Raw genomic sequence first — 24,355 nt, 5'->3', positions numbered from 1 at the left:
TTGATCAGGCGGCTCTTGGTTCGATCGTGTCCAGATCGGCTTCGATTTCCCGGCGGCGCTCCATCAGTTCGTAATCCGTCTGCAGACCGAGGAAGAAACCTTCCGACATGCCGAAATAGCGCGCGAGACGAAGATCAGTGTCGGCTGTGACGGCGCGCTTGCCAAGGACGATCTCATTGATTCTGCGCGGCGGAACATGAAGGGCGCGCGCGATCGCGTTCTGACTGAGGCCAAGTGGCTTCAGGAACTCCTCCAGCAGGATCTCGCCGGGGTGTGGGTTCGGCAGAAACTCAGTCGTGGTAGGCGACGATTTCGACATTCGTTGGTCCTCCGTCCTGCCATTCGAAGCAGATACGCCACTGGTTGTTGATACGGATGCTGTGCTGCCCCTCTCGCGCGCCCTTGAGGGCTTCGAGACGGTTTCCAGGTGGCGCGCGCATGTCCTGCAACACTCTCGCCTGATTGAGCAACCGCAGTTTGCGTAACGCCACCGATTGAATGTCCGGCGGCAGTTTGCGGCTTCGCCGTCCTGACCAGATCAATTCCGTTTCAGAATCAGCGAAATTCCGGATCATGAACCTAGATAACGCATAGCGTTATATAACGCAATGCGTTATGATGGCGACGAAGGATTTCGACGCCTGGGGCGAGCGTTAGTTGCTGAACTGGCGCGCAGTGTGGTCGATGTCGAGTTCTATGCGGTCAGCGGCGAAGCAGGTGACTGAATATTCGAGCCGTCTTCCGTCCATTTCGGCGTTGACGCCTTCCGTCTTCAATACGACTGCGCCGGCGGAAAGATTGAGCTCGTCGAGCAGTTCCGGCTCGGCGTGATGCGCTGAAACGCGCGTCGAAATGCGCACATAGTCGGCGACGCCGAGGCGTTTGAGGCAGGCGGTGACGGAGCCGAGTTCCCGATAGAGATCGCCGATATCCGGAAAGCGCTCTGCGTCGAACCAGTTGCGGGCTGACGAAACAGGGATGCCGTCGGCGTAATGCAGGGTTTCAAGGCAGATGACCGGCGCTCCGGTTTCGAGCTCCAGCGCGCGGGCGACTTCAGCGTCGGCGGGATTTCTCTGGACGGCTTTCAACCGCGCCTCGAGGGCGCGCGCCTGACCGGCCAACCCCTCGGTGAAACGCGTGCGACGTCCGATCGGGTATTTCAGGCGCGATCGCCTTACGATGAAGGTGCCGCGACCCTGTTCCACGCGAAGCACACCTTCGTTCGCCAGCGCGGCGATAGCGCTTCTCACCGTATGCCGGTTGACCTGAAATCGCCGCGCCAGCGCCATTTCGCCGGGCAGGGCGCCGGTGTCGTCGAATTCGCCGGCGCTGATCGCCATGCGTATCCGGTCGGCGATCTGTCGCCAAACCGAAATGCCGCTGCGCCGCTCAATCGTATCGGTTGTCACAAGGCTGTCATCCTCTGTCGCTATCTGCTATACACATTGAATGTCTAGTTGTCTAGATGAATAGACAGGTTGAGTGTTGACATGGCAAAGCAGGAAAACATGGCGGCCAGCGAAACTGCAATTGATGAAACATCGAGAGGCGAGGCGATGGCTGTTCTCGCCCGGGCCACGCAGGCGGAGCTCGAGGCGGCCTGGAGCGACTGGCGGGACAAGCCCGAGGTTGAGCCGGTCAGAGGGCCGGAAACCGGGCTCGTCATGCTGAGAGGACGGATCGGCGGCGGCGGATCCCCATTCAATTTCGGCGAGGCGACGGTGACCCGCGCCACGGTGCGATTGTCGACGGGGCAGGTGGGCCACGCCTATGCGCTGGGCACGTCGAAAGGCAAGGTCCGGTATGCGGCGATCTTCGATGCGCTGTGGCAGGACGAGCAGACCCGTGACGACGTCGAGGACGCGGTGCTTGCGCCGGTGCGCCGGCGCGTGCAGGCCCGCAATGAAAGCCGGGCCGCCGAAGCGGCCGCCACCAAGGTGGATTTCTTCACGATGGTCAGGGGAGAAGACTGATGCCGGCGACACAGAGGAATGCGGCGCAGGCGATCACCGGCGGCTTCGCCAATCCGGTTTTCGAGGCGCAGGCGGTCTTCCGCCAGCTGATGAACGCGATGGCAAATCCCGGCGTGCTTCACGCGATCGAGACGAATGTTGCGCCGCCCGCGCCGCTAACGGCGGTCGCAGGCGCGCTTGCGGCGACCCTGTTCGACCACGACACCGTCATCTGGCTGGGGCCTTTCATCGCACGGGAAGAAAAGGCGCGGTCGTGGCTCGCCTTCCATACATCAGCGCCGCTGACGGATCAGGCGCTGGACGCGCATTTCGCGATCCTCGCCGATCCCGGACACATTTCTTCCTTCGAAAATTTCGCGCAAGGCACTCAGGAATATCCCGATCGCTCCACCACCCTCATCGTGCAACTGCCGTCGCTGCAGGGCGGTCCGGCGCTCGAGTTGACGGGACCGGGCATCAAGGACCGAGCAGTTATCCGGCCCACCGGGTTGCCGGACGCCTTTCCGGCGCTCTGGAAGGCGAACGGCGGCAAGTTTCCGCGCGGTGTCGATCTCGTGCTTGCCGGCCCGGATGCGATTATCGGTCTGCCGCGAACCACCCGGGTGGAAGCGCTCGCCAACGTGAAGGAGGCCAGTTGACATGTATGTCGCAGTGAAAGGCGGCGAGAAAGCCATCAACAACGCCCATCGGTTGCTCGCTGACAGACGGCGCGGCGACCGGTCGGTGCCCGCAGTCAGCCTGGATCAGATCGTCGAACAGCTCGCGCTCGGCGTCGACCGGATCATGAGCGAGGCTTCGCTCTACGACCGCGAACTGGCGGCTCTCGCCATGAAGCAGGCGCGCGGCGACATGATCGAGGCGATCTTCCTTCTCAGAGCATATCGCACGACCCTGCCGCGCTTCGGCTACAGCGAGCCGATCGACACGTCGGAGATGCGCATCGAGCGTCGGATTTCCGCGACCTACAAGGACCTCCCCGGCGGGCAGCTTCTGGGTCCGACCTTCGACTACACGCATAGGCTTCTCGATCCCGATCTGATGACGGACGGGGAGGTGGAAGAAGGAATTGCAGCGGAGGCCGAGACCGGCCGCACGCCGCGTGTTTCAGAAATCCTCGCTGATGAAGGCTTGATCGAAAGCGATGGCGAATTGCCGGACGATCACCGCACCGGCGACCTGACCCGTGAGCCGATGGAGTTTCCGATGGAACGCGACATAAGGCTCCAGGCGCTGGCGCGCGGCGACGAAGGCTTTCTGCTGGCGCTCGGCTATTCGACCCAGCGCGGCTACGCCCGCACGCACCCCTTTACCGGGGAGATCCGCATTGGCGAGGTGGAGGTGCTGCTTGACGTTCCCGAACTGGGATTTGCAGTCAGTCTCGGCGAAATCCAGGTGACGGAATGCCAGATGGTGACCCAGTTCAAGGGGTCGGCGAAATCTCCGCCGCAATTTACCCGCGGCTACGGGCTGGTCTTCGGCCAGAGCGAGCGCAAGGCGATGGCGATGTCGCTGGTTGACCGCGCTCTGCGCGCCGAAGAGCTGGGCGAGGATATCGTCGCGCCGGCGCAGGACGAGGAATTCGTGATTTCCCACTCGGACAATGTTCAGGCGACAGGCTTCGTCGAGCATCTGAAATTGCCACACTATGTCGACTTCCAGGCCGAACTGGATCTCGTGCGGCGCATGCGCGCGGAATACGAGGAAAACCAGAAAAAGCGGGAAGGAAACGGCGGCGACACGCTGGAGGCGGCCGAATGACCATGCAGCAGACCGACATGGCGACCTACAATTTCGCCTATCTTGACGAACAGACGAAGCGCATGATCCGGCGCGCGATCCTGAAAGCGATCGCCATTCCCGGATATCAGGCGCCATTCGCAAGCCGTGAAATGCCGATGCCCTATGGCTGGGGCACTGGCGGCGTGCAGGTCACGGCCGCCATCCTCGGACCGGACGACGTCCTGAAGGTCATCGACCAGGGCGCCGACGACACAACGAACGCCGTCTCGATCCGCGCCTTTTTCCAACGCGTTGCGAATGTCGCCGTGACCACCCACACGAAGGACGCGACGGTGATCCAGACCCGGCACCGCATTCCGGAAGAAACCTTAAGAAAGGGACAGGTGCTGGTCTACCAGGTGCCGATCCCCGAACCGCTGCGCTATCTGGAGCCGCGCGAGACCGAGACGCGCAAGATGCATGCGCTCGAGGAATACGGCCTCATGCATGTGAAGCTCTACGAGGACATCGCGCGCAATGGGCATATCGCCACGACCTACGCCTATCCGGTGAAGGTGGAGGGGCGCTACGTGATGGACCCGTCGCCGACGCCGAAATTCGACAATCCGAAGATGCATATGTCGGAGGCGCTGCAGCTTTTCGGCGCGGGGCGCGAGAAGCGGATTTACGCGCTGCCGCCCCATACGGAGGTCGTCAGCCTCGATTTCGAGGACCATCCGTTCGAGGTCCAGAAATTCGACCAGCCCTGCGCGCTGTGCGGCGCGGAAGGCGTCTATCTGGACGAGGTGATCCTCGACGACAAGGGCGGGCGCATGTTCGTCTGTTCCGACACTGATCATTGCGAGAAGCGCCGCGAGGAAGGCCATCGCGGACCGCTTGCCGCAGAAGCCCCGGAGATGCACTCATGAGCGACCAGCCCCTGTTGCGCGTCAACGCGGTTACGAAATATTATGGCGGCCGGATCGGCTGCGATGAGGTGACCTTTTCGCTGTGGCCGGGCGAAGTGCTGGCGGTTGTCGGCGAATCCGGCTCTGGCAAGACGACGCTGCTCAACTGCATTTCAACGCGGCTGCCGCCGACTTCGGGAACGGTGGAATACCGCATGCGCGACGGTCAGATGCGCGATCTCTACCGTATGGGCGAGGCCGAGCGGCGGCTTTTGATGCGCACCGACTGGGGTTTCGTCCACCAGAACCCGGCCGATGGCCTGCGCATGACGGTTTCGGCCGGCGCCAATGTCGGCGAACGGCTGATGGCGGTCGGCGATCGCCACTACGGAAAGATCCGCGCCGCCGCCGGCGACTGGCTGGGCCGGGTCGAGATCGACGTCGATCGCATCGACGATCAGCCGCGGGATTTTTCGGGCGGCATGCGCCAGCGCCTGCAGATCGCCCGCAATCTGGTGACCGGACCGCGGCTGGTTTTCATGGACGAGCCGACTGGTGGCCTGGACGTCTCCGTGCAGGCGCGCCTTCTCGACCTGGTGCGCTCGCTGGTCGCCGATCTCGGCCTTTCGGCGATCGTCGTGACCCACGATCTCGCCGTGGCGCGGCTTCTGTCCCATCGCATGCTGGTGATGAAGGACGGCCACGTGATCGAACACGGGCTGACGGATCGCGTGCTCGACGATCCGCAGGAGCCATACACCCAACTCCTCGTTTCCTCCATTCTGCAGGTTTAGAAACATGGCTACCCCTTTGGTTGTTTCGGAAGTTTCCAAGAGTTTCACCATGCATCTGCGCAGCGGCGTGAAACTGCCGGTGGTGGACAACGTCAATTTTTCCGTCGCCGCCGGCGAATGCGTCGTGCTGGGCGGGCCGTCGGGCGTCGGCAAGAGCTCCATTCTCAAGATGCTCTATGGCAACTACAGCGTGAACGAGGGGCAGATCCTGATCACGCATGGCGATCGCACCGTCGATATCGCCAGCGCCGATCCGCGCATGGTGTTGGCCTTGCGACGCGACGTGATCGGCTATGTCAGCCAGTTTCTGCGCACGGTGCCGCGCGTCGCAGCCGTCGATGTGGTAGCCGAGCCGCTGATCGCCCAGCGCGCATCGCAGGATGCGGCGATGACAAGGGCGCGTGAACTGCTGGCGCAACTCAATCTGCCGGAACGCCTCTGGTCGCTTCCGCCGGCGACCTTCTCCGGCGGCGAGCAGCAGCGCGTCAACATCGCCCGTGGTTTCATCACCAGCCACCCGGTGCTGCTGCTGGACGAGCCGACGGCGTCGCTGGACGCGGCGAACCGGGCCGTCGTTATTGACCTCATCCGCGCCAAGAAGGAAGCTGGCGTAGCGCTCCTCGGCATCTTCCACGACGCCGAAGTGCGCGCCGCAGTGGCCGATCGCACGATCGACGTCAGCGAGTTCCGCGCCGTGGGCGAGGCGGCCTGATGAAAAAACTGTCGGTTGAACCGCTGATCCACGAAACCGCCCGGGTGCGCGACAGCACGTTTGGCCGCTATACGGAAGTGGACGAACGCTGCCAGATCGCAGAATGCGAGATGGGCGACTATTCCTACGTGATGCGCGACAGCGAAATCTGGAGCGCCACCATCGGAAAATTCGTTAATATTGCAAGCCATGTGCGCATCAACGCCACCAATCACCCGACCTGGCGCGCGACGCTGCACCATTTCACCTATCGGGCCGGCGACTATTTCGAAGGCGCCGAGCACGAGCAGGACTTCTTCAACTGGCGACGCGAGAACTCCGTGACAGTGGGTCATGATGTCTGGCTTGGCCACGGCGCAACCTTGCTGCCGGGCGTCACCGTCGGAAATGGCGCTGTAGTGGGCGCTGGAGCCGTCGTTTCAAAGGATGTTGCGCCTTACACGATTGTCGGCGGGGTGCCGGCGAAGCTGATCCGGGAGCGGTTTTCAGCCGCCACGGGCGCGGCGATGGAAGCGCTCGCCTGGTGGGACTGGAGCCACGACCGGCTGCATGCGGCGCTGGCCGACTTCCGCGCGCTTGACGCGGAAGCCTTTGTCGAGAAATACGCCCGGGCGATTTGAACTTTCGCCAGTCGCGTGGGCGTGGAGGCGCAGTAGCGGTCTCCTCGCCATCGCTCAGGCGCGAGGCCCGTCAGTTCGACTTCGAGTGACCGGAATGGTCGTGCGATCCGTGACCGCCCTTCATGTCGCGAACCGGCAATTCCAGTTCGACGGTTCCGGCCTTCTCGAATTCAAGCGTGACCTTACGGGTTTCGCCGGGCTTGAGCTGCTCCTTCATCTTCATGAACATGATGTGGAAGCCGCCGGGTTTGAGCACGACCTCGCCGCCGGCCGGGATTTCCAGGCCGTCGGAGAGTTCGCGCATCTTCATGACGTCGCCGTCCATCTTCATTTCATGGACCTCAAGATGATCGGCGAAGTCTACAGATCCGCCGACGAGACGATCGCCTTCGGCGCCGGTGTTCCTGATGACCATGTATCCGGCGGAAACCGGCGCGTTGGGCGGCGCGGCGCGGGCATAGGGCTGGTCGATTTCCAGATCGCCGACCTTGATGATCTCCATGCCGTGATCTCCATGCGAGGCGCCATGGTCGTGGCCGGCGCCATGTCCATCACCGCCTTCCGCCGCTGCGATTTTCAGACCCGGAGCCGGATGCGCCAGCGCATGCGGATCCTGGCCTTCCGCCGGGATCTCGATCCAGGCCACTTCGCCCTTCATGCATTCCTGGACGGTGGGGATGTAGACTGTTTCACCGACAGGCAGCGTGTCTGCAAGCCGTGCTTGGAAGACGAACTCGTCGTAGTGATCGTCCTCAAGCTGGCCGGTCCAGACGATTTCCTTCACGCCGGACGTGATCTCCCTTCCGTGAAGGGTGTAGGTGTTTTCGTAGTCGCCCTTGACGGTTTCCAGTTCCCAGCCGGGTTTGGGCATCGGTTTTGCGCTAACCATGCCTTCAGGAACCGTGATGCGGACTTTCAGGGTCGCCTGGCCGTCGCATCCGTGTGGGATGCGCATCACCGCCTTGTAGTAGCTGTTGATAGACGCCTGACCCTGCTCGAGCGTGGCGTGGGCATGGGCCAGCGAGGGGGCGAGAGAGGCGACCATGGTCGGGGCGAAAAGGGCGGCGGTGAACGCCATGGCGGATTTTGTCAATTTCATCTTGTACCTCCATGCTGCATGCGCATGCGGCGCATCGGCAGCAATGTCCTTTTTAAAAGTTTGCAGGAAATTCGGGTGACGCTGGACGGGCCGGAGCCCTGTCTTCGTCAATCAGACGATGGAGGGCGGCGCTCGGGAACCCAGGCCGGGGACGACACGGGTTGAAATTTGCGGTTCGATGTAGAGCGGAGGCGCAACGGGAGCAAAGCGCGCCACGCGCAGGATCGCCGGTTCGCGGGACGGCGGACCGAGGATTTTCGACAGTGTGCAGAGCGGACAATGCGCACGGTACCCGCCAGCGGGATCGTCGCCGCCGGTTGCCGCGCAGAGAAACGGCAGCGAGCCGTCGGGCAGCACATAGGCTGAAAGATCCGCGACCTCGCCATTGTTCGTGACAAGAACCGTGCGCGGCAGCATCGGCCAGGCCAGCAGGAAAACGATGCTGGCGACGGCAATCAACATTGCCGGCAGCTTGATGTCCCGTTTGGCGAATTGCGCGGTCATGGTTGAAAGCGCTTAGTGGAAATCGCGGCGATAGGCAATGCGACAATCGGCGTCCGAGCGTCGCCGAGGGGACATCTCGCCAGAAACAGCTGGAAATGGCCGCGGGAACCGCGATGGAGAATGAAGATCTCCTGTTTTCTTAATGGCGGACGATACAGCAGTCTAAATCCTTGTGAACGTGAGGCCTGGCGCCAAATCACGCAAGTTGCCGACGCTTTATTTGTATCAGGTATGCTGATATGCATCATTCTGTTGCGTATCAAACGGGCCAGACATGAGCGGAAAAGTCCTTGTAGTAGATCCATCGGAGCGGCCGGACCTCATCCGGGGCCTCGCGAGCGAGGTGCGCGTCTCGATTCTCAAGCTCCTCCGGGATGGCGAGGAAAAGAACGTCAACCAGATTGCCGAGAAGCTGGGACTTCCCCAGTCGACGGTCTCCTCCAACCTGCAGGTTCTGGAGGATGCGGGCCTCGTGACGACCGAAAGCCGCAAGGCGCGCAAGGGCAGTCAGAAGGTCTGCCGGACGGCTTTCACAGAAATCCTGGTGGGATTTCGCGATCCACTTCCGGAGGCGGACGACGGCACCATTGAGGTTTCGATGCCGCTCGGTCTCTATACCACTTGCGAGGTGGCGGGACCGTGCGGACTTTGCTCGGCCGATGGCGTCATCGGGCTGCTTGATGTGCCGAATACATTTCTTGAGCCGGACCGCATGAAAGCAGGACTTCTCTGGTTCACCAGAGGTTATGTCGAATACCAGTTTCCCAACAACACCAAGCTCAATCGCACCAGGCCGACAGCGCTGGAATTCTCAATGGAGCTGAGCTCCGAGGTGCCCGGCACGGCGGCGGATTGGCCTTCCGACATTTTCCTCCAGGTCAACGGGGTCGATATCGGAACATGGACTTCGCCGGGCGACTTCGGAGACAAGCGCGGCGTCTATACGCCCAACTGGTGGAAACTCGCCGGCTCACAATACGGCAAACTGAAGAACTGGCGAATCAACGGCAGCGGCAGCTATATCGACGGCGTGCGGATTTCAGACGTAACCCTGGACGACCTGATGATCGACAAGCACCACTCCATTCGCATGCGCATCGGCGTGAAGGAAGACGCCGAACACCCTGGCGGCATGAACATTTTCGGCAGGGGATTCGGCAATTACGACCAGGACATCGTACTGCGTATTGCAACCTGATCGAGCAATTTTACGAAATTGGCTTGACGAACCACATCTCCCGGCGCTTATTATAACATCATATCCGGTATAAACCGGAAAATGCGTTTTAAATATGGGAGGAGCGACGTGGAGGCACACGTCACTGCGCATGCGCGCTATGTGATCGCGGATATCGACAGGCGCCTCTACGGATCGTTTCTCGAACATCTGGGACGCGCCGTTTACACCGGCATCTACGAACCCGATCACCCGACCGCGGACGAAAACGGCATGCGCCGCGATGTTATCGATCTGGTTCGCGACCTCGACACGCCGATATGTCGCTACCCGGGCGGCAACTTCGTTTCCGCCTACAACTGGGAAGACGGCATTGGTCCGAAGGAGGAGCGTCCGACCCGGCTGGATCTGGCATGGCACACGTCTGAATCGAACCATGTCGGCATCCATGAATTTGCAGAATGGGCGCAAGCCGCCAACACCGAAATGATGCTGGCCGTCAATCTCGGATCCCGTGGTCTGGACGCAGCCCGCAACTTCGTCGAATACGTCAACCATCCGGGCGGCAGCTACTGGTCCGACCTTCGAAAGAGGAACGGCCGCGCAGACCCCTGGAACGTGAGGCTATGGTGCCTGGGCAACGAGATGGACGGCCCATGGCAGGTCGGTCACAAGAGCGCCGCCGAGTACGGTCATCTCGCCAACGAGACAGCCAAGGCGTTGCGCGCCTTTGACGACAAACTCGAACTCGTGGTGTGCGGCTCTTCGCATTCCGACATGGTCAGCTACCCGCAATGGGAAGCGACCGTGCTGGAAAGCACCTACGAACAGGTCGATTACATCTCGCTGCACATGTATTTCGAGAACTACGAAAAGAACACTTCGGAATTTCTTGCGATGCCCGAAAAACTCGACCGGTATATCGGCACGGTCGGCGGCGTCATCGATTACGTCAAGGCGAAGCGGCGCGCCACAAACGACGTCAGGATTTCATTTGACGAATGGAACGTCTGGTACCACGAGCGAAAGAATGACGCCAAACGCATGAAGGAATGGGGCTGGCCTCATGCTCCTGCGCTGCTTGAGGATGTCTACAATTTCGAGGACGTGCTTCAGGTCGGCTGCATACTCAACACTTTCATCCGGCGTTCTGATATCGTTCGCATTGCCTGCATAGCCCAGCTTGTAAACGTCATTGCGCCGATCATGACCGCGCCGGGCGGCGCCGCGTGGAAGCAGACCATCTATTATCCTTTCCAGTTCGCCTCGCTTTACGGGCGCGGCGCGGCGCTGCGGCTCGACGTCGACTGCCCGTCCTATGACGCCGACATAGCCAATGGCGTGGACTACCTGGACATTGCCGGCGTCCACGACGGCGATGCGGGCACGCTGACCTTTTTCGCCGTCAACCGCAACGGCGGGGAACCGATGGATATTACCATTTCGATCGAAGGCTTCGGGGAGGCGAAGTTGGTCGAGCACACGCTGATAAAGCATGACGATCTGGAGGCGACGAACACAGAGACGAATCCGGACGCCGTAAAGCCCGAGACGAAGAGAGGAGCTTTCATCTCGGGCGGCAAGCTTGTGGTTTCCGCGCCAGCGCATTCCTATTCGATGATCAGGGTCCGGCTCTAGTAACGACTTTACCGCGGCCCGCAGGGCCGCATACGCAGGGAGGAAGAAGCAGATGTTTAAAAATGGCATTATTGCAAAGACTGCGCTGGTCGCCGTGGCGTTGATGACGACCTCGGCCCAGGCGCAGGAAACCGTTGTCTGGTGGGATTTCCTCGCCGGCGGCGACGGCGTGCGCATGAAGCAGATGATCTCGGATTTCAACGCCGCCCACGAAGGACAGATCTCGATCGACGCCACGACCCTGGAGTGGGGCGTTCCCTTCTACGCAAAGGTGCAGACGTCAGTCGCTGTCGGTGAGGCGCCTGATATCATGACATATCACGCCAGCCGCATTCCGCTTGCCGTCAAGCAGGGCCTCCTGCAGGAGATTACGCCCGCGGACTGGAAGAAGATGGGGCTGTCGAAAGACGACTACGCGGATGCGACCTGGAACGCCGTCACCATCGACGACAAGCAATATGCGGTGCCGATCGACACCCATCCGATCGTCCTTTACTACAACAAGGACGTGCTTGGCGAAGCAGGTCTTCTGACCGAAGACGGAACGCCGAAGGGCATGGGCAGTCGTGAAGACTTTACCGCCATGTTGCAGGCGCTGAAGGAAACCGGCGCCGTAAAATTCCCTCTCGGCAGCGTGACGGCGGACGGCAATTTCATGTTCCGCACGATCTATTCGCTGATGGGCCAGCAGGACGGCGAACTGATGACGGATGGCGAATTCCTGGCTGGCGACAACAAAAAGAAACTGGAAAACGCACTCGCGACCCTGGCGGAATGGACGAACGAGGGCTTGCAGTCGACCTATACCGACTATCCGGCGACCGTTGCGCTTTTCACCACGGGCGACGCAGCGATGATGATCAACGGCGTGTGGGAAGTGCCAACCATGGTCGATCTGCACAAGGAAGGGAAGTTGTTTGAATGGGGCGCCGTCGAATTGCCAGTGATCTTCGACCATCCGGCGACCTATGCTGACAGCCACGCCTTCGCTATCCCGGCAAACAAGGGCAAGGAAATGAGCGCCGAGAAGCGCGACGCCGTGCTCGAGGTGATGAGCTGGATATCGAAGAACTCGCTGTTCTGGGCGACGGCGGGTCATATTCCCGCCTACGGTCCGGTAACGGCGTCAGACGCGTACAAGACGATGGAGCCAAACGCCACCTATTCGAGCCTGACCGAGAACATGATCTTCGATCCGAAGACGCCTCTCGCAGGCATCGCCGGTCCGATCTTCGACGTCATGTCGACCTATTTTGTGCCGACGCTCAACGGAGAAATGGAGCCGGCCAAGGCCGTCGACGAAATCCAGTACGAACTGAACGACATGCAGTAAAGTCCTCCCTCAGGAGCGGCCTTTGCGCCGCTCCTGATTTTTCGGCGCAAGGGGAAGGAAGTTGATCCGCAATCCCAGGAAAGAAGCGCTGGTCGCCTATTTGCTGATCGCGCCGTTCGTCGCGATCTACGGGCTCATTTTCATTTATCCAACGGCGCAGCTCTTCCATCTTTCCTTCACCGATGCGCCGCTCATCGGCCCCGGCGACTTTCTCGGAACTGACAATTATGGCCGGTTGCCGGGCGATCGCCGCTTCAATACGGCGCTCTGGAACACCGCCTATTTCGTCGCGCTGACGGTGATCCCCGGCGCCATGATCGCGCTGGCGATCTCTCTCGGCGTCAGCCGCCTGTCAGGACGCCTTCAGGCGCTGGTCCTGGCGCTCTTTTTCCTTCCCTACATCCTGCCGGTTTCGGTGGTCTACCGGCTCTGGGACTGGACGCTGAATTTCCAGTTCGGCATCGCCATGCATGCATTCGACCTGGTTGGAATAGACCGCGTCCCGATCTTCAAGGTAACCGGCTGGTTCATGCCCGCCGTGGCCTTCGTGACGATCTGGTGGACGGCGGGCTTCTCGATCCTTTTGTTCCTCGCCGGCTTGCGCGCCATTCCACGGGAGATCTACGAGGCGGCTTCGCTCGACAACGCCAGCCGCTGGCGAACCTTTCGCAAGGTGACCTGGCCGCTGCTATGGCCTGTGACCTCGCTGGTGCTGACCATTCAACTCATCCTTCAACTGAAGATCTTCGACCAGGTTTACCTGTTTTCCGACGGCGGCAGGCCGAACGACAATCTCGTCATGGTCTATTACATTTTCCAGCGCGCCTTCGAGCGGGACCAGGGCGGCCGCGCCGCCGCCGCAGCCGTAGTTCTGTTTCTGATCGTGATCGTCGTTTCAGTCCTGAACTTTCAGCTGATGCGGCTTTCAGGAAGCCGCAACAAATGAACCTGGCGTCACCCCACCGTTTCAACGCCATTGGTTTTGCGATCACGCTCGTCACCGTGATCTGCGCCGTGCTCTGGGCGTTTCCGATCTATTGGGGGATCGTGAGTTCCCTGAAACCCGACGACGAAGTCGTGCGGGCCTATATCGAACTTTGGCCGGATAATTTGACGTTCGAACACTATGTCTTTGCCCTGACGCAGACCCAGATCGGCTACTGGTACATGAACTCGATCGCCACCGCGATCGGCGTCACGGTTCTGACAGTCGGCACTTCGGTCTTCGCAGGCTATGCGATCTCGCAGCTGCGATTTCCGCTCAGGCGCCCCCTCTGGTGGCTGATCCTCGCCAGTTTCATGGTGCCGACCCAGGTTCTCATCATCAATCACTTCGTGCTGATGGCCAATATGGGCCTGCTGAACTCCTGGGCCGGGATCATCCTGCCGCAGCTTATCCATCCGGTCATCATCATCGTCTACAAGCAGTTTTTCGACCAGGTGCCGACTGATTTCCGCGAAGCCGCAATCATGGACAATGCTTCCGAATGGCGAATCCTCTTCAAGGTCTACATTCCGATGAACTGGGGAGTGACCGCCGCGCTTTCGATCGTAACGTTCATCTGGGCCTGGAACGCCTTCCTGTGGCCGTTCCTCGCGGTTACCAGGACCGACATGATGACGATCACGGTGGGGATCACCCAAACCAACGACAGTTTCGGCGTCTATTATGCGAGCGAACTGGCGGCCGCGGTGCTGGCCGGTTTTCCGGTCGCGCTGGCCTATCTTCTTTTCCAGCGCAGGGTCACCGAGGCGATCACGCTTTCAGCCGGGATCAAGGGCTGATCCCGGCTCAGTGCGCGTGATAGACAAGTCCCTTGTGGTCGAAGAGATGCACTGCGGATGGGTCGAAACTCAGTGCGATTTCGTCGCCCGGCGCGACCTGTGAACGACCACTGTCCTGCGCGACGAGTTCGCTACCGTCACGCAAGGTGCAATAGACAAGCGTGCGTTCGCCCAGCCTCTCCACGACGCCTGCCGTGGCGCGGGTCGTGGCGTGATCGCCGCCGCCGGCGACGACAACGCGTATGGCTTCCGGCCGGATGCCGAGTTCGTACGAGCCGCAGCCGGGATGATCGACTTGAAGAGGCACCACCGTCCCGTCGGCGAGCCGGGCGACCGAATTGTCGCTCTCCGTCACTTCAACTTGCAGGAAGTTCATTCCGGGACTGCCGACGAAGCCTGCAACGAAACGCGATGCGGGCCGCAAGTAGATTTCCATCGGCGTCCCGATCTGTTCAATTTGCCGGTCGTTCAGCACCACGATGCGATCCGCAAGCGTCATTGCTTCGGTCTGGTCATGCGTGACGTAGATCATCGTGACCTTGATGCGCTGATGCAGTTCCGCGATTTCAACGCGTGTGCGCACGCGCAACGCCGCATCGAGATTGGAGAGCGGCTCATCGAACAGGAAGGCCTTCGGCTCCTTTACGATTGCGCGGCCGATCGCCACGCGCTGCCGCTGCCCGCCCGAGAGCTGTGCGGGACGTCGCTCCAGCAGTTCCTCCATTTCCAGAGTACGGGCTGCATCCCTGACACGGCGTTCTATCTCGCTGCCCGCCATGCCGATATTCTGGAGCCCGAACGCCATGTTCTCGCGCACCGACATATGCGGATAGAGCGCGTAGTTCTGGAACACCATCGCCACGCCGCGCTGGCCGGGGGCGAGGTGCTCGCTCCGTTCGCCGCCGATGGTAAGAGTCCCGCTGTCGATCGTCTCGAGGCCGGCGATCATGCGAAGCAGCGTCGACTTGCCCGATCCGGAAGGGCCGAGGAAGACGACAAGCTCTCCCGAATTCACCACCAGCGAAAGACCGTCGATGACTTTCACACTGCCGAAACTCTTCGAGACATTCGCCAATTCGATATCTGACATCGATTCCTCCTCATCGACTATAAAATCATCATTTCGGGTATGCATCCAGAGTCAAGATATTTAACGGGCTGGACCATCAGTTGGACTGTCAATCAAGCAATCAGCGCGTCGTCGCCGGGTGGTCCGAACGCCGCCGCCGGTGTCAAAAATGCAATTTTGGGTTAAGATGTCGCCTGCGTTCGTACAGTGCGAACATAGAAAAACCATATCAACTGCAGCATTGCTGCCGGGTAGTGCAGCATTACCCGGGAGGCGACAGGGTCATGGTTTCCAGATTTTTCAACAGCGCAAGCCGGCTCGTTGTGATGGGATTCGTCATGATGATCTGTCTCGCGCTCGCAACGAACGCTACTCTTGCGCAGGCGGACAACGCCGATGGCGGCGTCGAGGAGCGGGTTGTCGACGCGATCGTCGAGCAGAACACCGATCCGGACGACAAGGACGCTGAAACCGGTCTTTCCTCGCACGTCAAAACACCGGGAATAGACACAGCCGAACTCGAATATCGGCTTGTCCCGCTGACGAAGGATGAACTGGCCGCCCTTGCTGATGAGTGGCTCGCGATCGTGAAGGGCAAGACCGAGGAGGTCATGGCGGCCCAGATCGCGATATCCAGAACCGACGGCGAAGTCGAAACTGCGGCAAGGGAAAAGCTGACGGAACTGACCCACGAGCGAAGGGCGCTCTTCGACAAATATTCCAAGGTCATTTCGGCCTGGGAAAAGAAAGGCGGCGACCCGGACGCGATCGCCGGCTACCGCGCCTACCAGAATGCGATCATCGTTGAGGAGACGCGCCAGGCGGACTTCAAGACGCTTCTGTCGCAGGCAAGGGCATGGCTTTTCGCCTGGGACGGCGGGTTGAAGATCGGCATGAACCTGCTGATCCTGGCAGCCGCGATCCTGGCCCTGCTTTTCGTCTCGCGTGTAAGCAGGGGCGTCGCCAATCGCTGGATCGGGCACGTGCCCAACCTGTCGAAACTGCTGCAGGCCTTTCTCGTCGCCGTCATATACTGGGTGGTGTTCGCAATCGGCCTGATGGTTGTGCTTTCGGCGCTGGGCGTCGACATCACGCCGGTGTTCGCCCTGATAGGCGGCGCATCCTTCATTATGGCGTTCGCCTTTCAGGACACGCTCGGCAATCTGGCCAGCGGCATGATGATCATGATCAACAAGCCCTTCGACCAGGGCGATTTCGTCGATGTCGGGGGCGTTGCCGGAACGGTCCGGGCGGTCAACATTTTTGCGACGACGGTGGCCACGCCCGACAACCAGATCATCGTCATTCCGAACAAGAACGTGTGGGGCAACGTGATAACCAATGTGACGGCGAGCCTGACGCGACGCGTGGACCTCGTGTTCGGTATCTCCTACGAGGACTCCATACCGCTGGCCGCGCGCGTGATCGAAGAGACGGTGAAGAACCATCCGCTGGTTCTCAAGGACCCCGAGCCGGTGATCCGCGTGCACGAACTCGCCGACAGTTCGGTGAATTTCGTCTGCCGGCCCTGGACCATGACGTCCGATTACTGGACGGTCTTCTGGGACCTGACGCAGCAGGTCAAGGAACGCTTCGACGAAAACGGCATTTCCATTCCCTATCCGCAGCAGGACGTTCACATCCGCCGCCCCGCGCAGGTTGAAACAAAGAACGAGTGACGCGCGCTGCTGCGGACGGATTTCCTCAGGGGCTTTAAACAGCGCCGAACCGTTTCGCGCCTTCGCCGCCTCCCGGCGTGAGGGTGAGCGCAAGCAACGCCCTGCGGGGTAAGCTTGGGGTTTGACCGCTCAAAATCCGGGCATTTGCCGGTCTTGTGCACAGCAATGCGCCGTTCAACAGACGGCGTTGTGGATTGTAATATTTCCGTAACAAAAATGACACGCCGCGTTCACGTCGACCCACTAACCGATGCATGACAAAGCCCGCCTACTGTTCAGGGACAGACATGCTGAAGCTTGAGAACGTTACCCGCCGTTTTGGCGGATACGCCGCAGTAAACAACGTGACGATCACCGTCCCGAAAGGACAGATGGTCGGCGTGATCGGCAGATCCGGCGCAGGCAAGTCGACGCTTCTGAGAATGCTGAACCGGCTGATCGATCCGAGCAGCGGGTCGGTGCGTTTCGATCAGACGGAAATCACGGAACTGAGGGGCGCCGCGCTCAGGAACTGGCAGCGCGACTGCGCGATGATCTTTCAGCAGTTCAATCTCGTGCCACGCCTCAACGTTCTGACCAATGTGCTTCTGGGTCGACTGAATTATCGGTCGACCCTTTTGAATCTGACTGGCTCGTTTTCCAAGGAAGAGAGGGCCATGGCCATCTCGGCGCTTGAGCGCCTGGGCATCGCCCAGACCGCGCTGCAGAGCGCCGGCACGCTCTCCGGCGGCCAGCAGCAGCGCGTCGCCATCGCCCGCGCGCTCATGCAGCAACCCAAGATGATTCTCGCGGACGAACCGATCGCCTCGCTCGATCCGCTCAACGCCAAGGTCGTGATGGACTCCCTGCACAATATCAATCAGGAAGAAGGCATCACCGTCATCACCAATCTGCATACGCTCGACACGGCCAGACACTATTGCGAACGCGTGATCGGCATGGCCGCCGGCGAGGTCGTCTTCGACGGACCTGCAGAGAACCTGACATCGGAAGCCGTGCGCATGATCTATGGCGCCGCAGCCGAAGAGCTGTCCGAAGACATCACCTCGACCAGCATCAAGGACAAAGCGTCAACCCCATCGGTCGGCTCGCTACAGCACGCCGTTTGAGCGGCAGGCAGCCGGGATCGCCTTGCCCGCGTCAAGGGCCCATCGACTTGCAAACCCAAGACTGGGACAAACAGGAGAAACCCATGTTCAAGAAAGCCCTTCTGGCGACAGCCGCACTGCTGACGATCGCTGTCGGCTCAGCTCAGGCCGAGGACCTGAAAGTATTCCGCATCGGAATCCTGGGCGGTGAAAACGAAGCTGACCGCCTTCGCAACTTCCAGTGCCTTACCGACACCCTGCCGGAAGCCATTGGCGTTGAAAAAGTATCGCTTTTCCCCGCCGCCGACTATGACGGCGTGATCCAGGGCCTGCTCGGCGGCACGCTCGACTACGCCGAACTCGGCGCTTCCGGCTACGCCAAGGTCTACCTCACCGACCCCAAGGCCGTTGAGCCGATCCTCACCACGATCCAGACCGACGGCTCCACCGGCTACTACTCCGTCATGGTCGCCCGCAAGGATTCCGGAATCAAGACGCTGGAAGACATGAAGGGCAAGAAGCTCGGCTTCGCCGATCCGGACTCCACCTCCGGCTTCCTCGTTCCGTCCGTTTCGCTGCCGGGCGACATCGGCATGCCGGTTGAAGAATATTTCGCTGAGACCGGCTTCGGTGGCGGCCACGAGAACCTCGTTCTCGAAGTCGTGAAGGGCAACTTTGACGCCGGCACAACCTGGGCTTCCGGCGTTGGCAAGTTCGAAGACGGCTACACCTCCGGCAACCTGGCAAAGATGGTCGACAAGGGCATCCTCGACATGGGCGATCTCGTCCAGGTCTGGCAGTCGCCGCAGATCCCGAACGGACCGATCGTTGTCCGCACGTCCATGGACGACGACATGAAGCAGAAGTTCAAGGCGTTTATGATGGCCCTTCCGGAAAGCGATCCGGAGTGCTTCAGCGCCATCCAGGGCGGTGACTACAAAGGCTTCACCGAAGTGGACGAAGACTTCTACAAGACCATCATCGCCGCTCGCAAGGCGAAGATCGGCAGCTAATCGCCAGCTCCAAGACAATTCCCGTCGCGACCGCCCGGTCGCGACGGCGACACTTTTCCTGCCTGAAACGGATAGCCCTGCATGAGCGCCTCGTTGCCGTCGGTCCACCTCTCTCCCGAAGGACAGCTCGTTGAGCGTCACTGGCAGGAGATGCAGTTCTGGAAGAGGCTCTACACCTGGGGCGGCGTCCTGGCGCTCGCCGTCATTCTGTTTTTCTCGCTCTGGTTCGCGAACGAGACCAACGCCGGAAAATTCTTCGACCGCCTTCCGCATTTCTTCGATTTCGTCGGCGATCTCATCCCGCGCGACTGGCTGGAGGTGCCGCGCGCGCTTTTCGATCTTCCGACGCCTTATGAAGACGGCAGCCTGAAATTCAACTATCCCGACGGGCGCTATTACATCACCGAGAATTTCTACGTTCCCGAATATTTCTACAAGATGTTCGAGACGCTGAATATCGCGCTGCTGGCGACCCTGACCGGCTTCTTCTTCGGGTTTATTCTGTGTTTCCTGGCTGCGTCCAACCTGACGACCCGCCGGTGGCTTCGCTTCTTCGTGCGCCGCTTCATGGAACTCCTGCGCGCCTTTCCGGAGATCGTGATCGCCGGCTTTTTCCTCGCAGTTCTCTCACTCGGGCCGATCCCTGCCGTCATCGCCGTTGCGATCCATACGATCGGCGCGCTTGGCAAAATGTATTTCGAGGTGGTCGAGAACGCCGACATGCGCCCTGACGAGGGCCTGCGCGCCGCAGGCGGCAACTGGGTGGAACGGGTGTGGTTCGGCATCGTGCCGCAAGTCATGCCGAATTTCCTCTCCTATGCGCTGCTCAGGTTCGAGATCAATGTCCGCGCATCGACGATCATCGGCGCCGTGGGCGGCGGCGGCATCGGCGAATCGCTGAGACTTTCGATCAGCCGCGGCCACGAGGCGAAGACCCTGGCCATTGTCATTCTGCTGTTTTTCACGATCGTCGCCGTCGACCAGTTGTCGGCCTATCTGCGCAAGCGAATCGTCGGCGAACAAGCGTTCGCTTTCGGGGCATGAGGTCAGACCAACAATGAACACCATGTCCGCACAGTCCGTTGACGCCGCCGCCGCCAAATATCCGGATGTCTTCGAACAGCCTTTCTTCAAGCGTTATCGCGCGCCTATCGCCGCCGTCGTTATTGTCGCCTATCTGATCTTCTCCTGGTTCTTCTTCGGTTTCGGCAAAGCCTTTTCGGAAGGGCGTTGGGACATCGCCGGCGCCTATCTGTCAGACTGGGTAAGCTACGAGGTGAGACCCGACGTCGAATATGACGGCGATTATCTCGCCGTCGAGTTTCCGCGTTTCTCGCCGCTCGGCTCAGACCCGGATCCCGCGTGGCTCCAGAAGACCAATGAACAGGTGGAGCGCCAGGTCGAAGTTGAGGCAGGCGCAGGCGTCGGAACGGAAAACAGCGCCTTTTCCAGCACCGGCAGCTTCATGGTGGAAGGCGCGCCTGGCTCACAGGAAGGCGGCGCCGACTCGGAGGAAAGTTCAGGCAGCTTCATGGCGCCCGGAACGCAGGCCGCCGGCGCCGGCGAGACGACCGAAGCCGCCGAACCGGAGATGAAAACGGTGACGGAAGTCGTCACGACCAAGGTCGATCTCGAGATTGGCGGCGCGCAAGTTCTAATCGTTCCCGGGCTCGTGACGGTGGTCTATGAAAGTCAGGAACTGGTGATCGACGTTGTTCCGGACGTATCGGTCAACGCCCGCGGCGCGCTGCCCGAATGGGCCGCACAGAGAGAAGCCGGCGGCGACATCAAGATGAGTTTCGGTTTTGCCGGAAGGCTTGAGGTCGAAAGCGACGAGGTGAAGATACGCAAGCGCTTCCTTGGCTGGGAAAACTTCTGGTTCGACACCTATTCACCGTTCTGGGGCAAGAGTTTTACGGAAGTCGTGGGTCTGATCTTCTCGTCCGACCGGATCGATCCGGAAATGTCGAACGCGGCGCTTGCCTTCAACAACTTCCTTTACAACGGCGAATGGCAACACCTCGACGTATGGATCAAGCTGCTGCAGACCATCGTCATGGCCTTCGTCGGAACGCTGTTCGCCACATTCCTCGCCTTTCCGCTGTCCTTTGCGGCGGCCCGCAACATTACGCCCAGCCGTCTTGTCAACCAGGGGCTGAAGCGCTTCTTCGACTTCCTGCGCTGCGTGGACATGCTAATCTGGGCGCTGTTCTTCACGCGGGCTTTCGGGCCGGGGCCGCTGGCCGGTATCTCGGCGATCTTCTTCACCGACACCGGAACGCTGGGCAAGCTCTATTCCGAGGCGCTGGAAAATATCGACGACAGGCAACGTGAAGGCATCCGGTCCGTCGGCGCGTCGCCCGTCCTCGTTCAGCGCTACGGCGTCATTCCGCAGGTGCTGCCGCTTTTCGCCAGCCAATCACTGTATTTCTGGGAATCGAACACCCGCTCGGCGACCATTATCGGCGCCGTCGGCGCCGGCGGCATTGGCCTCAAACTCTGGGAAGCCATGCGCACGAATGCCGATTGGGAAAACGTCGCCTATATGGTAATACTCATCCTCATCACGGTGTTCGTTTTCGACAATATTTCCAACGCCATCCGAAGCCGCCTGATGGGCCAGGGCGGTGAACGGGTCTGACCGTTTCGGAAATCGTGCATGAAACTGTCATGCAAATCAGTTAGACCAGCGAAAATCAGCCAGAATCACCGTCATTCGAGGAAGACAGAATGCGATATGCAATCTATTTTGTCCCGCCTATGAACGACCCTCTCAACAGGGTCGCGACGAACTGGCTCGGCCGTGATGTCTTTACCGGACAGACGGTCGAGGCGCCAGCGATCACAGGCCTCAATTCGGCCGAGATTGCGTTTCATACCGCAGCTCCCAGACGATACGGTTTTCATGGAACGCTGAAAGCGCCGTTCGCGCTGGCCGAGGGCCGCACGGAGGAAGACCTGCTCAGGAAGCTGATGCGGTTCTCCGACACGGTCAAACCTTTCGAGATTCCACGCATGGAGATCAGCAGGATAGGACCGTTCTTCGCGCTCACACCGAGCGAACCGGTCCCCGATCTTCATGATCTTGCGGCGCGCATTGTGCGGGAATTCGATGATTTCCGGGCGCCGCCGAGCGAGGCGGAACTGGAGCGGCGCAATCCCGACAGTCTGACGGCCGCCCAGCTGGAAAACCTGCAGCGTTGGGGTTATCCATACGTCTTCGAGGAATTCCGATTCCACATGACGCTTTCAGGTCCGGTCGACCGGGCTGAAAGAGACCGGGTGGAGCAGGCGCTGCACGCCTTCTTTGATCCGGTGCTGAGCGAGCCTGTCGAAGTCGACAATATCGCCCTTTTCGTTGAGGACGAAACGGGCGCGCCATTTTCGGTCCATTCGCTTCACCCGCTGGGGCGACTGGATCAGCGCCGAACTGCATGAGCGGGTTTTAGAGTAGAAACGGAAACATGTCCGAACTGATATTGAAGAACGCCAGAATTGTCCTCGACGACGAAGTCAAGAAAGGGACGCTCGTCGTGCGCGACGGGAAGATTGCAGATATCTCGACCGACACCTCGGTTCCCTCCGCCGAGGATCTCGCCAACGACTACCTGATCCCGGGCCTAGTCGAGCTCCATACGGACCATCTGGAAGGTCACTACGCGCCGCGCCCGAAGGTGCGCTGGAATCCGCTCGCAGCCGTGCTGGCGCATGACGCGCAGATCTGCTCGTCCGGCATCACCACCGTTCTCGACGCCCTGCGCGTCGGCATGGACCACGACGCGGACCTGACGGCCGAGGAAATGCTGGTTCTGGCCAACGCGATCGACGACAGTTCGGAGAAGGGCAGCCTGCGAGCCGACCATTACCTGCATCTGCGCTGCGAGGTTTCGGCGCCCAACTGCCACCAGCAGTTTCAGGGTTTCGACGGGCATCCGCGCGTGCGCATGGCCTCGCTGATGGACCATGCGCCGGGCCAGCGGCAGTTTCGCGATATCGAGCAATACGCTGTCTATTACCGCGGCAAACTGAAGATGACGGAGCAGGAATTCCAGGATTTCTGCAAACTTCGCATCGCCCAGTCGGAGGCCAATTCCGACCGCAATCGCGGCATCATCGCCGAGACCTGCAAGGAACGCGGCATCGTACTGGCGAGCCATGACGACGCGACACTGGAGCATGTCGAGGAAGCCGTGCAGCAAGGCATTCACGTCGCTGAATTTCCGACTACCATGGAAGCAGCCAAGGCGTCGAAGGAGGCCGGCATGGCGGTGCTGATGGGCGCGCCGAACGTCGTGCGCGGCGGATCCCATTCAGGCAATATCGCGGCGCGCGAACTCGCCGAAAACAATCTGCTGGATATCCTGTCCTCGGACTACATCCCGTTCAGCCTGATCCAGTCGGCCTTCCATCTCGACAACGAAGTGGACGCGATTTCCCTGCCGCAGGCGATACAGATGGTGTCCAGGAACCCGGCGAAGGCCTGCGGTCTCGACGACCGCGGAGAAATCGCGATCGGCAAGCGCGGAGACCTTGTGCGGGTCGGCGTCGATCATGCGATCCCGATCGTGCGCACCGTCTGGCGCGAAGGCCGGCGCGTGGTGTGATGGGTTCAGGCGACGGGGCAGACCCGGCAGGCGCGACTATTGGCGGCGGCGCCTTCATCGCCGTCGTCGGTCCGAGCGGAGCCGGCAAGGACACGCTTCTCAATCATGCTCGCAACGCGCTTGACGGCGACGAGCGCTTCGTCTTCGTGCAGCGGGCGATCACGCGCCCGGCCGACGGCGAGACCGAAGATCACCGGCCGGTCACGGACGCCGACTTCGACGCCGAACTGTCGCGCGGCGGTTTCGCCCACTGGTGGGACGCCCACGGACTGAAATACGGCGTGCCGGTTTCGGTCGACGAGGTCGTGCGCTCCGGGCGCATCGCGATCTGCAACGGGTCGCGCGGCGCACTCGACGGCCTGCGCGCCCGCTATGCGAACTTCACCGTCATCAGCCTGACGGCGCGGCCGGATGTTCTGGCCCGGCGGCTCGCCGGCCGCGGTCGCGAGAGCGAGGCGGAGATCCTGAGGCGTCTCGAGCGTCAGCCTGATTGCGATGCGCAAATGGCCGACGCCGTCGTCATCGAGAATAACGGGGCGCTGGAAGACGCGGGCAGGGCGCTTGTCGCTGCGATCGAGGCGGTCAGTCGTTCAGTTGCGCAGACAGGATAATGGTTCAAACCGGTAAGTCTGTCGCTTGA

The 24,355-nt window shown here is 60.7% G+C and carries 26 protein-coding genes; 20 read left to right on the top strand and 6 right to left on the bottom strand.

The window, feature by feature from the left end; translation table 11 throughout:
* Window positions 1–4: 4 nt before the first annotated feature.
* The 3 genes from K1W69_RS22395 to phnF all read right to left on the bottom strand — a co-directional run bounded on the left by K1W69_RS22395 (window position 5) and on the right by phnF (window position 1,409).
* Window positions 5–319, bottom strand: a complete 315-nt coding sequence (locus tag K1W69_RS22395) for a HigA family addiction module antitoxin (RefSeq protein ID WP_220230691.1) — start codon at window positions 317–319, stop codon at window positions 5–7.
* Window positions 291–575 carry a type II toxin-antitoxin system RelE/ParE family toxin gene (locus tag K1W69_RS22390; protein ID WP_220230690.1) on the bottom strand — a complete coding sequence of 95 codons (285 nt, stop codon included), beginning with the start codon at window positions 573–575 and terminating at the stop codon, window positions 291–293. The genes K1W69_RS22395 and K1W69_RS22390 overlap by 29 nt, the downstream gene beginning before the upstream one ends.
* Window positions 576–653: 78 nt before the next feature.
* Window positions 654–1,409 (bottom strand): phosphonate metabolism transcriptional regulator PhnF, encoded by a 756-nt coding sequence (gene phnF, locus K1W69_RS22385; protein WP_370688294.1) that lies wholly within the window; start codon window positions 1,407–1,409, stop codon window positions 654–656.
* Window positions 1,410–1,490: 81 nt separating this feature from the next.
* Here phnF and phnG point away from each other — a divergent pair, with 81 nt between their 5' ends.
* The 7 genes from phnG to K1W69_RS22350 are packed head-to-tail and all read left to right on the top strand — an operon-like array spanning window position 1,491 to window position 6,726.
* The gene (gene phnG, locus K1W69_RS22380) at window positions 1,491–1,973 is read left to right on the top strand and encodes a phosphonate C-P lyase system protein PhnG (RefSeq protein WP_370688293.1); all 483 of its coding nucleotides are present in this window, start codon (window positions 1,491–1,493) and stop codon (window positions 1,971–1,973) included.
* Window positions 1,973–2,611 (top strand): phosphonate C-P lyase system protein PhnH, encoded by a 639-nt coding sequence (gene phnH / locus K1W69_RS22375; RefSeq protein WP_220230689.1) that lies wholly within the window; start codon window positions 1,973–1,975, stop codon window positions 2,609–2,611. The genes phnG and phnH overlap by 1 nt, the downstream gene beginning before the upstream one ends.
* Before the next feature lies 1 nt (window position 2,612).
* On the top strand, window positions 2,613–3,731 hold the full coding sequence (locus tag K1W69_RS22370) for a carbon-phosphorus lyase complex subunit (RefSeq protein ID WP_220230688.1): 1,119 nt from the start codon (window positions 2,613–2,615) through the stop codon (window positions 3,729–3,731).
* The gene (locus tag K1W69_RS22365) at window positions 3,728–4,621 is read left to right on the top strand and encodes an alpha-D-ribose 1-methylphosphonate 5-phosphate C-P-lyase PhnJ (RefSeq protein ID WP_220230687.1); all 894 of its coding nucleotides are present in this window, start codon (window positions 3,728–3,730) and stop codon (window positions 4,619–4,621) included. Before K1W69_RS22370 ends, K1W69_RS22365 begins: the two co-directional genes overlap by 4 nt.
* On the top strand, window positions 4,618–5,394 hold the full coding sequence (gene phnK, locus K1W69_RS22360; protein ID WP_220230686.1) for a phosphonate C-P lyase system protein PhnK: 777 nt from the start codon (window positions 4,618–4,620) through the stop codon (window positions 5,392–5,394). The genes K1W69_RS22365 and phnK overlap by 4 nt, the downstream gene beginning before the upstream one ends.
* A 4-nt stretch (window positions 5,395–5,398) precedes the next feature.
* A complete protein-coding gene (gene phnL / locus K1W69_RS22355; RefSeq protein WP_220230685.1) occupies window positions 5,399–6,106 on the top strand; it encodes a phosphonate C-P lyase system protein PhnL in 708 nt (235 codons plus the stop codon).
* Complete coding sequence (locus K1W69_RS22350; RefSeq protein ID WP_370688292.1) at window positions 6,106–6,726, top strand: DapH/DapD/GlmU-related protein; 621 nt, start codon at window positions 6,106–6,108, stop codon at window positions 6,724–6,726. Before phnL ends, K1W69_RS22350 begins: the two co-directional genes overlap by 1 nt.
* A 70-nt stretch (window positions 6,727–6,796) precedes the next feature.
* On the opposite strand, the gene K1W69_RS22345 is transcribed toward K1W69_RS22350, so the two are convergent.
* Window positions 6,797–7,825 carry a DUF1775 domain-containing protein gene (locus K1W69_RS22345; RefSeq protein ID WP_258571290.1) on the bottom strand — a complete coding sequence of 343 codons (1,029 nt, stop codon included), beginning with the start codon at window positions 7,823–7,825 and terminating at the stop codon, window positions 6,797–6,799.
* A 111-nt stretch (window positions 7,826–7,936) separates the two neighbouring features.
* Window positions 7,937–8,329, bottom strand: coding sequence for a hypothetical protein (locus K1W69_RS22340; protein ID WP_220230684.1), 393 nt, complete (start codon window positions 8,327–8,329; stop codon window positions 7,937–7,939).
* A gap of 274 nt (window positions 8,330–8,603) precedes the next feature.
* Between K1W69_RS22340 and K1W69_RS22335 the strand changes: the two genes are divergently transcribed.
* From K1W69_RS22335 to K1W69_RS22315, 5 genes are all read left to right on the top strand, one after another.
* Window positions 8,604–9,527, top strand: coding sequence for an ArsR/SmtB family transcription factor (locus K1W69_RS22335; protein ID WP_220230683.1), 924 nt, complete (start codon window positions 8,604–8,606; stop codon window positions 9,525–9,527).
* A gap of 108 nt (window positions 9,528–9,635) precedes the next feature.
* Window positions 9,636–11,144, top strand: a complete 1,509-nt coding sequence (arfA, locus tag K1W69_RS22330; RefSeq protein WP_220230682.1) for an arabinosylfuranosidase ArfA — start codon at window positions 9,636–9,638, stop codon at window positions 11,142–11,144.
* 52 nt (window positions 11,145–11,196) lie between these two features.
* Window positions 11,197–12,477, top strand: coding sequence for an extracellular solute-binding protein (locus K1W69_RS22325; RefSeq protein WP_220230681.1), 1,281 nt, complete (start codon window positions 11,197–11,199; stop codon window positions 12,475–12,477).
* A gap of 61 nt (window positions 12,478–12,538) precedes the next feature.
* Window positions 12,539–13,423: a carbohydrate ABC transporter permease gene (locus K1W69_RS22320; RefSeq protein ID WP_220230680.1), complete on the top strand. Its 885-nt coding sequence runs from the start codon at window positions 12,539–12,541 to the stop codon at window positions 13,421–13,423.
* The gene (locus K1W69_RS22315; protein ID WP_220230679.1) at window positions 13,420–14,262 is read left to right on the top strand and encodes a carbohydrate ABC transporter permease; all 843 of its coding nucleotides are present in this window, start codon (window positions 13,420–13,422) and stop codon (window positions 14,260–14,262) included. Before K1W69_RS22320 ends, K1W69_RS22315 begins: the two co-directional genes overlap by 4 nt.
* 7 nt (window positions 14,263–14,269) lie before the next feature.
* Here K1W69_RS22315 and K1W69_RS22310 read toward each other — a convergent pair whose 3' ends face one another.
* Window positions 14,270–15,352, bottom strand: coding sequence for an ABC transporter ATP-binding protein (locus tag K1W69_RS22310; protein ID WP_220230678.1), 1,083 nt, complete (start codon window positions 15,350–15,352; stop codon window positions 14,270–14,272).
* A gap of 263 nt (window positions 15,353–15,615) precedes the next feature.
* On the opposite strand from K1W69_RS22310, the gene K1W69_RS22305 reads away from it, so the two are divergent.
* From K1W69_RS22305 to phnN, 8 genes are all read left to right on the top strand, one after another.
* Window positions 15,616–17,010: a mechanosensitive ion channel family protein gene (locus K1W69_RS22305; protein WP_220230677.1), complete on the top strand. Its 1,395-nt coding sequence runs from the start codon at window positions 15,616–15,618 to the stop codon at window positions 17,008–17,010.
* 287 nt (window positions 17,011–17,297) lie between these two features.
* Window positions 17,298–18,119 carry a phosphonate ABC transporter ATP-binding protein gene (gene phnC / locus K1W69_RS22300; protein ID WP_220230676.1) on the top strand — a complete coding sequence of 274 codons (822 nt, stop codon included), beginning with the start codon at window positions 17,298–17,300 and terminating at the stop codon, window positions 18,117–18,119.
* An 83-nt stretch (window positions 18,120–18,202) separates the two neighbouring features.
* A complete protein-coding gene (gene phnD / locus K1W69_RS22295) occupies window positions 18,203–19,111 on the top strand; it encodes a phosphonate ABC transporter substrate-binding protein (protein WP_220230675.1) in 909 nt (302 codons plus the stop codon).
* Window positions 19,112–19,192: 81 nt separating this feature from the next.
* Window positions 19,193–20,155 carry a phosphonate ABC transporter, permease protein PhnE gene (phnE, locus tag K1W69_RS22290; RefSeq protein ID WP_220230674.1) on the top strand — a complete coding sequence of 321 codons (963 nt, stop codon included), beginning with the start codon at window positions 19,193–19,195 and terminating at the stop codon, window positions 20,153–20,155.
* Between the two features lie 22 nt (window positions 20,156–20,177).
* The gene (phnE, locus tag K1W69_RS22285) at window positions 20,178–21,752 is read left to right on the top strand and encodes a phosphonate ABC transporter, permease protein PhnE (protein WP_220231013.1); all 1,575 of its coding nucleotides are present in this window, start codon (window positions 20,178–20,180) and stop codon (window positions 21,750–21,752) included.
* A gap of 89 nt (window positions 21,753–21,841) precedes the next feature.
* Entirely contained in the window at window positions 21,842–22,549 is a 708-nt protein-coding gene (locus tag K1W69_RS22280) for a DUF1045 domain-containing protein (RefSeq protein ID WP_220230673.1), read from the top strand.
* Between the two features lie 26 nt (window positions 22,550–22,575).
* Window positions 22,576–23,715, top strand: coding sequence for an alpha-D-ribose 1-methylphosphonate 5-triphosphate diphosphatase (locus tag K1W69_RS22275; protein ID WP_220230672.1), 1,140 nt, complete (start codon window positions 22,576–22,578; stop codon window positions 23,713–23,715).
* On the top strand, window positions 23,715–24,326 hold the full coding sequence (gene phnN / locus K1W69_RS22270; protein ID WP_220230671.1) for a phosphonate metabolism protein/1,5-bisphosphokinase (PRPP-forming) PhnN: 612 nt from the start codon (window positions 23,715–23,717) through the stop codon (window positions 24,324–24,326). Before K1W69_RS22275 ends, phnN begins: the two co-directional genes overlap by 1 nt.
* Window positions 24,327–24,355: the final 29 nt, after the last annotated feature.

This window comes from Flavimaribacter sediminis, assembly GCF_019492055.1.
GTDB classification, from domain to species: domain Bacteria; phylum Pseudomonadota; class Alphaproteobacteria; order Rhizobiales; family Rhizobiaceae; genus Flavimaribacter; species Flavimaribacter sediminis.
Note: the sequence above shows the minus strand (reverse complement) of the source record. Positions and strands in the feature narration are given on the sequence as shown.

What these genes read in the sequence shown, in the direction of transcription:
- K1W69_RS22395 (WP_220230691.1), bottom strand. Translation starts at nt 319, where the DNA reads ATGTCGAAATCGTCGCCTACCACGACTGAGTTTCTGCCGAACCCACAC.
- K1W69_RS22390 (WP_220230690.1), bottom strand. Translation starts at nt 575, where the DNA reads ATGATCCGGAATTTCGCTGATTCTGAAACGGAATTGATCTGGTCAGGA.
- phnG (WP_370688293.1), top strand. Translation starts at nt 1,491, where the DNA reads ATGGCAAAGCAGGAAAACATGGCGGCCAGCGAAACTGCAATTGATGAA.
- phnH (WP_220230689.1), top strand. Translation starts at nt 1,973, where the DNA reads ATGCCGGCGACACAGAGGAATGCGGCGCAGGCGATCACCGGCGGCTTC.
- K1W69_RS22370 (WP_220230688.1), top strand. Translation starts at nt 2,613, where the DNA reads ATGTATGTCGCAGTGAAAGGCGGCGAGAAAGCCATCAACAACGCCCAT.
- K1W69_RS22365 (WP_220230687.1), top strand. Translation starts at nt 3,728, where the DNA reads ATGACCATGCAGCAGACCGACATGGCGACCTACAATTTCGCCTATCTT.
- phnK (WP_220230686.1), top strand. Translation starts at nt 4,618, where the DNA reads ATGAGCGACCAGCCCCTGTTGCGCGTCAACGCGGTTACGAAATATTAT.
- phnL (WP_220230685.1), top strand. Translation starts at nt 5,399, where the DNA reads ATGGCTACCCCTTTGGTTGTTTCGGAAGTTTCCAAGAGTTTCACCATG.
- K1W69_RS22350 (WP_370688292.1), top strand. Translation starts at nt 6,106, where the DNA reads ATGAAAAAACTGTCGGTTGAACCGCTGATCCACGAAACCGCCCGGGTG.
- K1W69_RS22345 (WP_258571290.1), bottom strand. Translation starts at nt 7,825, where the DNA reads ATGAAATTGACAAAATCCGCCATGGCGTTCACCGCCGCCCTTTTCGCC.
- K1W69_RS22340 (WP_220230684.1), bottom strand. Translation starts at nt 8,329, where the DNA reads ATGACCGCGCAATTCGCCAAACGGGACATCAAGCTGCCGGCAATGTTG.
- K1W69_RS22335 (WP_220230683.1), top strand. Translation starts at nt 8,604, where the DNA reads ATGAGCGGAAAAGTCCTTGTAGTAGATCCATCGGAGCGGCCGGACCTC.
- K1W69_RS22325 (WP_220230681.1), top strand. Translation starts at nt 11,197, where the DNA reads ATGTTTAAAAATGGCATTATTGCAAAGACTGCGCTGGTCGCCGTGGCG.
- K1W69_RS22315 (WP_220230679.1), top strand. Translation starts at nt 13,420, where the DNA reads ATGAACCTGGCGTCACCCCACCGTTTCAACGCCATTGGTTTTGCGATC.
- K1W69_RS22310 (WP_220230678.1), bottom strand. Translation starts at nt 15,352, where the DNA reads ATGTCAGATATCGAATTGGCGAATGTCTCGAAGAGTTTCGGCAGTGTG.
- K1W69_RS22305 (WP_220230677.1), top strand. Translation starts at nt 15,616, where the DNA reads ATGGTTTCCAGATTTTTCAACAGCGCAAGCCGGCTCGTTGTGATGGGA.
- phnC (WP_220230676.1), top strand. Translation starts at nt 17,298, where the DNA reads ATGCTGAAGCTTGAGAACGTTACCCGCCGTTTTGGCGGATACGCCGCA.
- phnD (WP_220230675.1), top strand. Translation starts at nt 18,203, where the DNA reads ATGTTCAAGAAAGCCCTTCTGGCGACAGCCGCACTGCTGACGATCGCT.
- phnE (WP_220230674.1), top strand. Translation starts at nt 19,193, where the DNA reads ATGAGCGCCTCGTTGCCGTCGGTCCACCTCTCTCCCGAAGGACAGCTC.
- phnE (WP_220231013.1), top strand. Translation starts at nt 20,178, where the DNA reads ATGTCCGCACAGTCCGTTGACGCCGCCGCCGCCAAATATCCGGATGTC.
- K1W69_RS22280 (WP_220230673.1), top strand. Translation starts at nt 21,842, where the DNA reads ATGCGATATGCAATCTATTTTGTCCCGCCTATGAACGACCCTCTCAAC.
- K1W69_RS22275 (WP_220230672.1), top strand. Translation starts at nt 22,576, where the DNA reads ATGTCCGAACTGATATTGAAGAACGCCAGAATTGTCCTCGACGACGAA.
- phnN (WP_220230671.1), top strand. Translation starts at nt 23,715, where the DNA reads ATGGGTTCAGGCGACGGGGCAGACCCGGCAGGCGCGACTATTGGCGGC.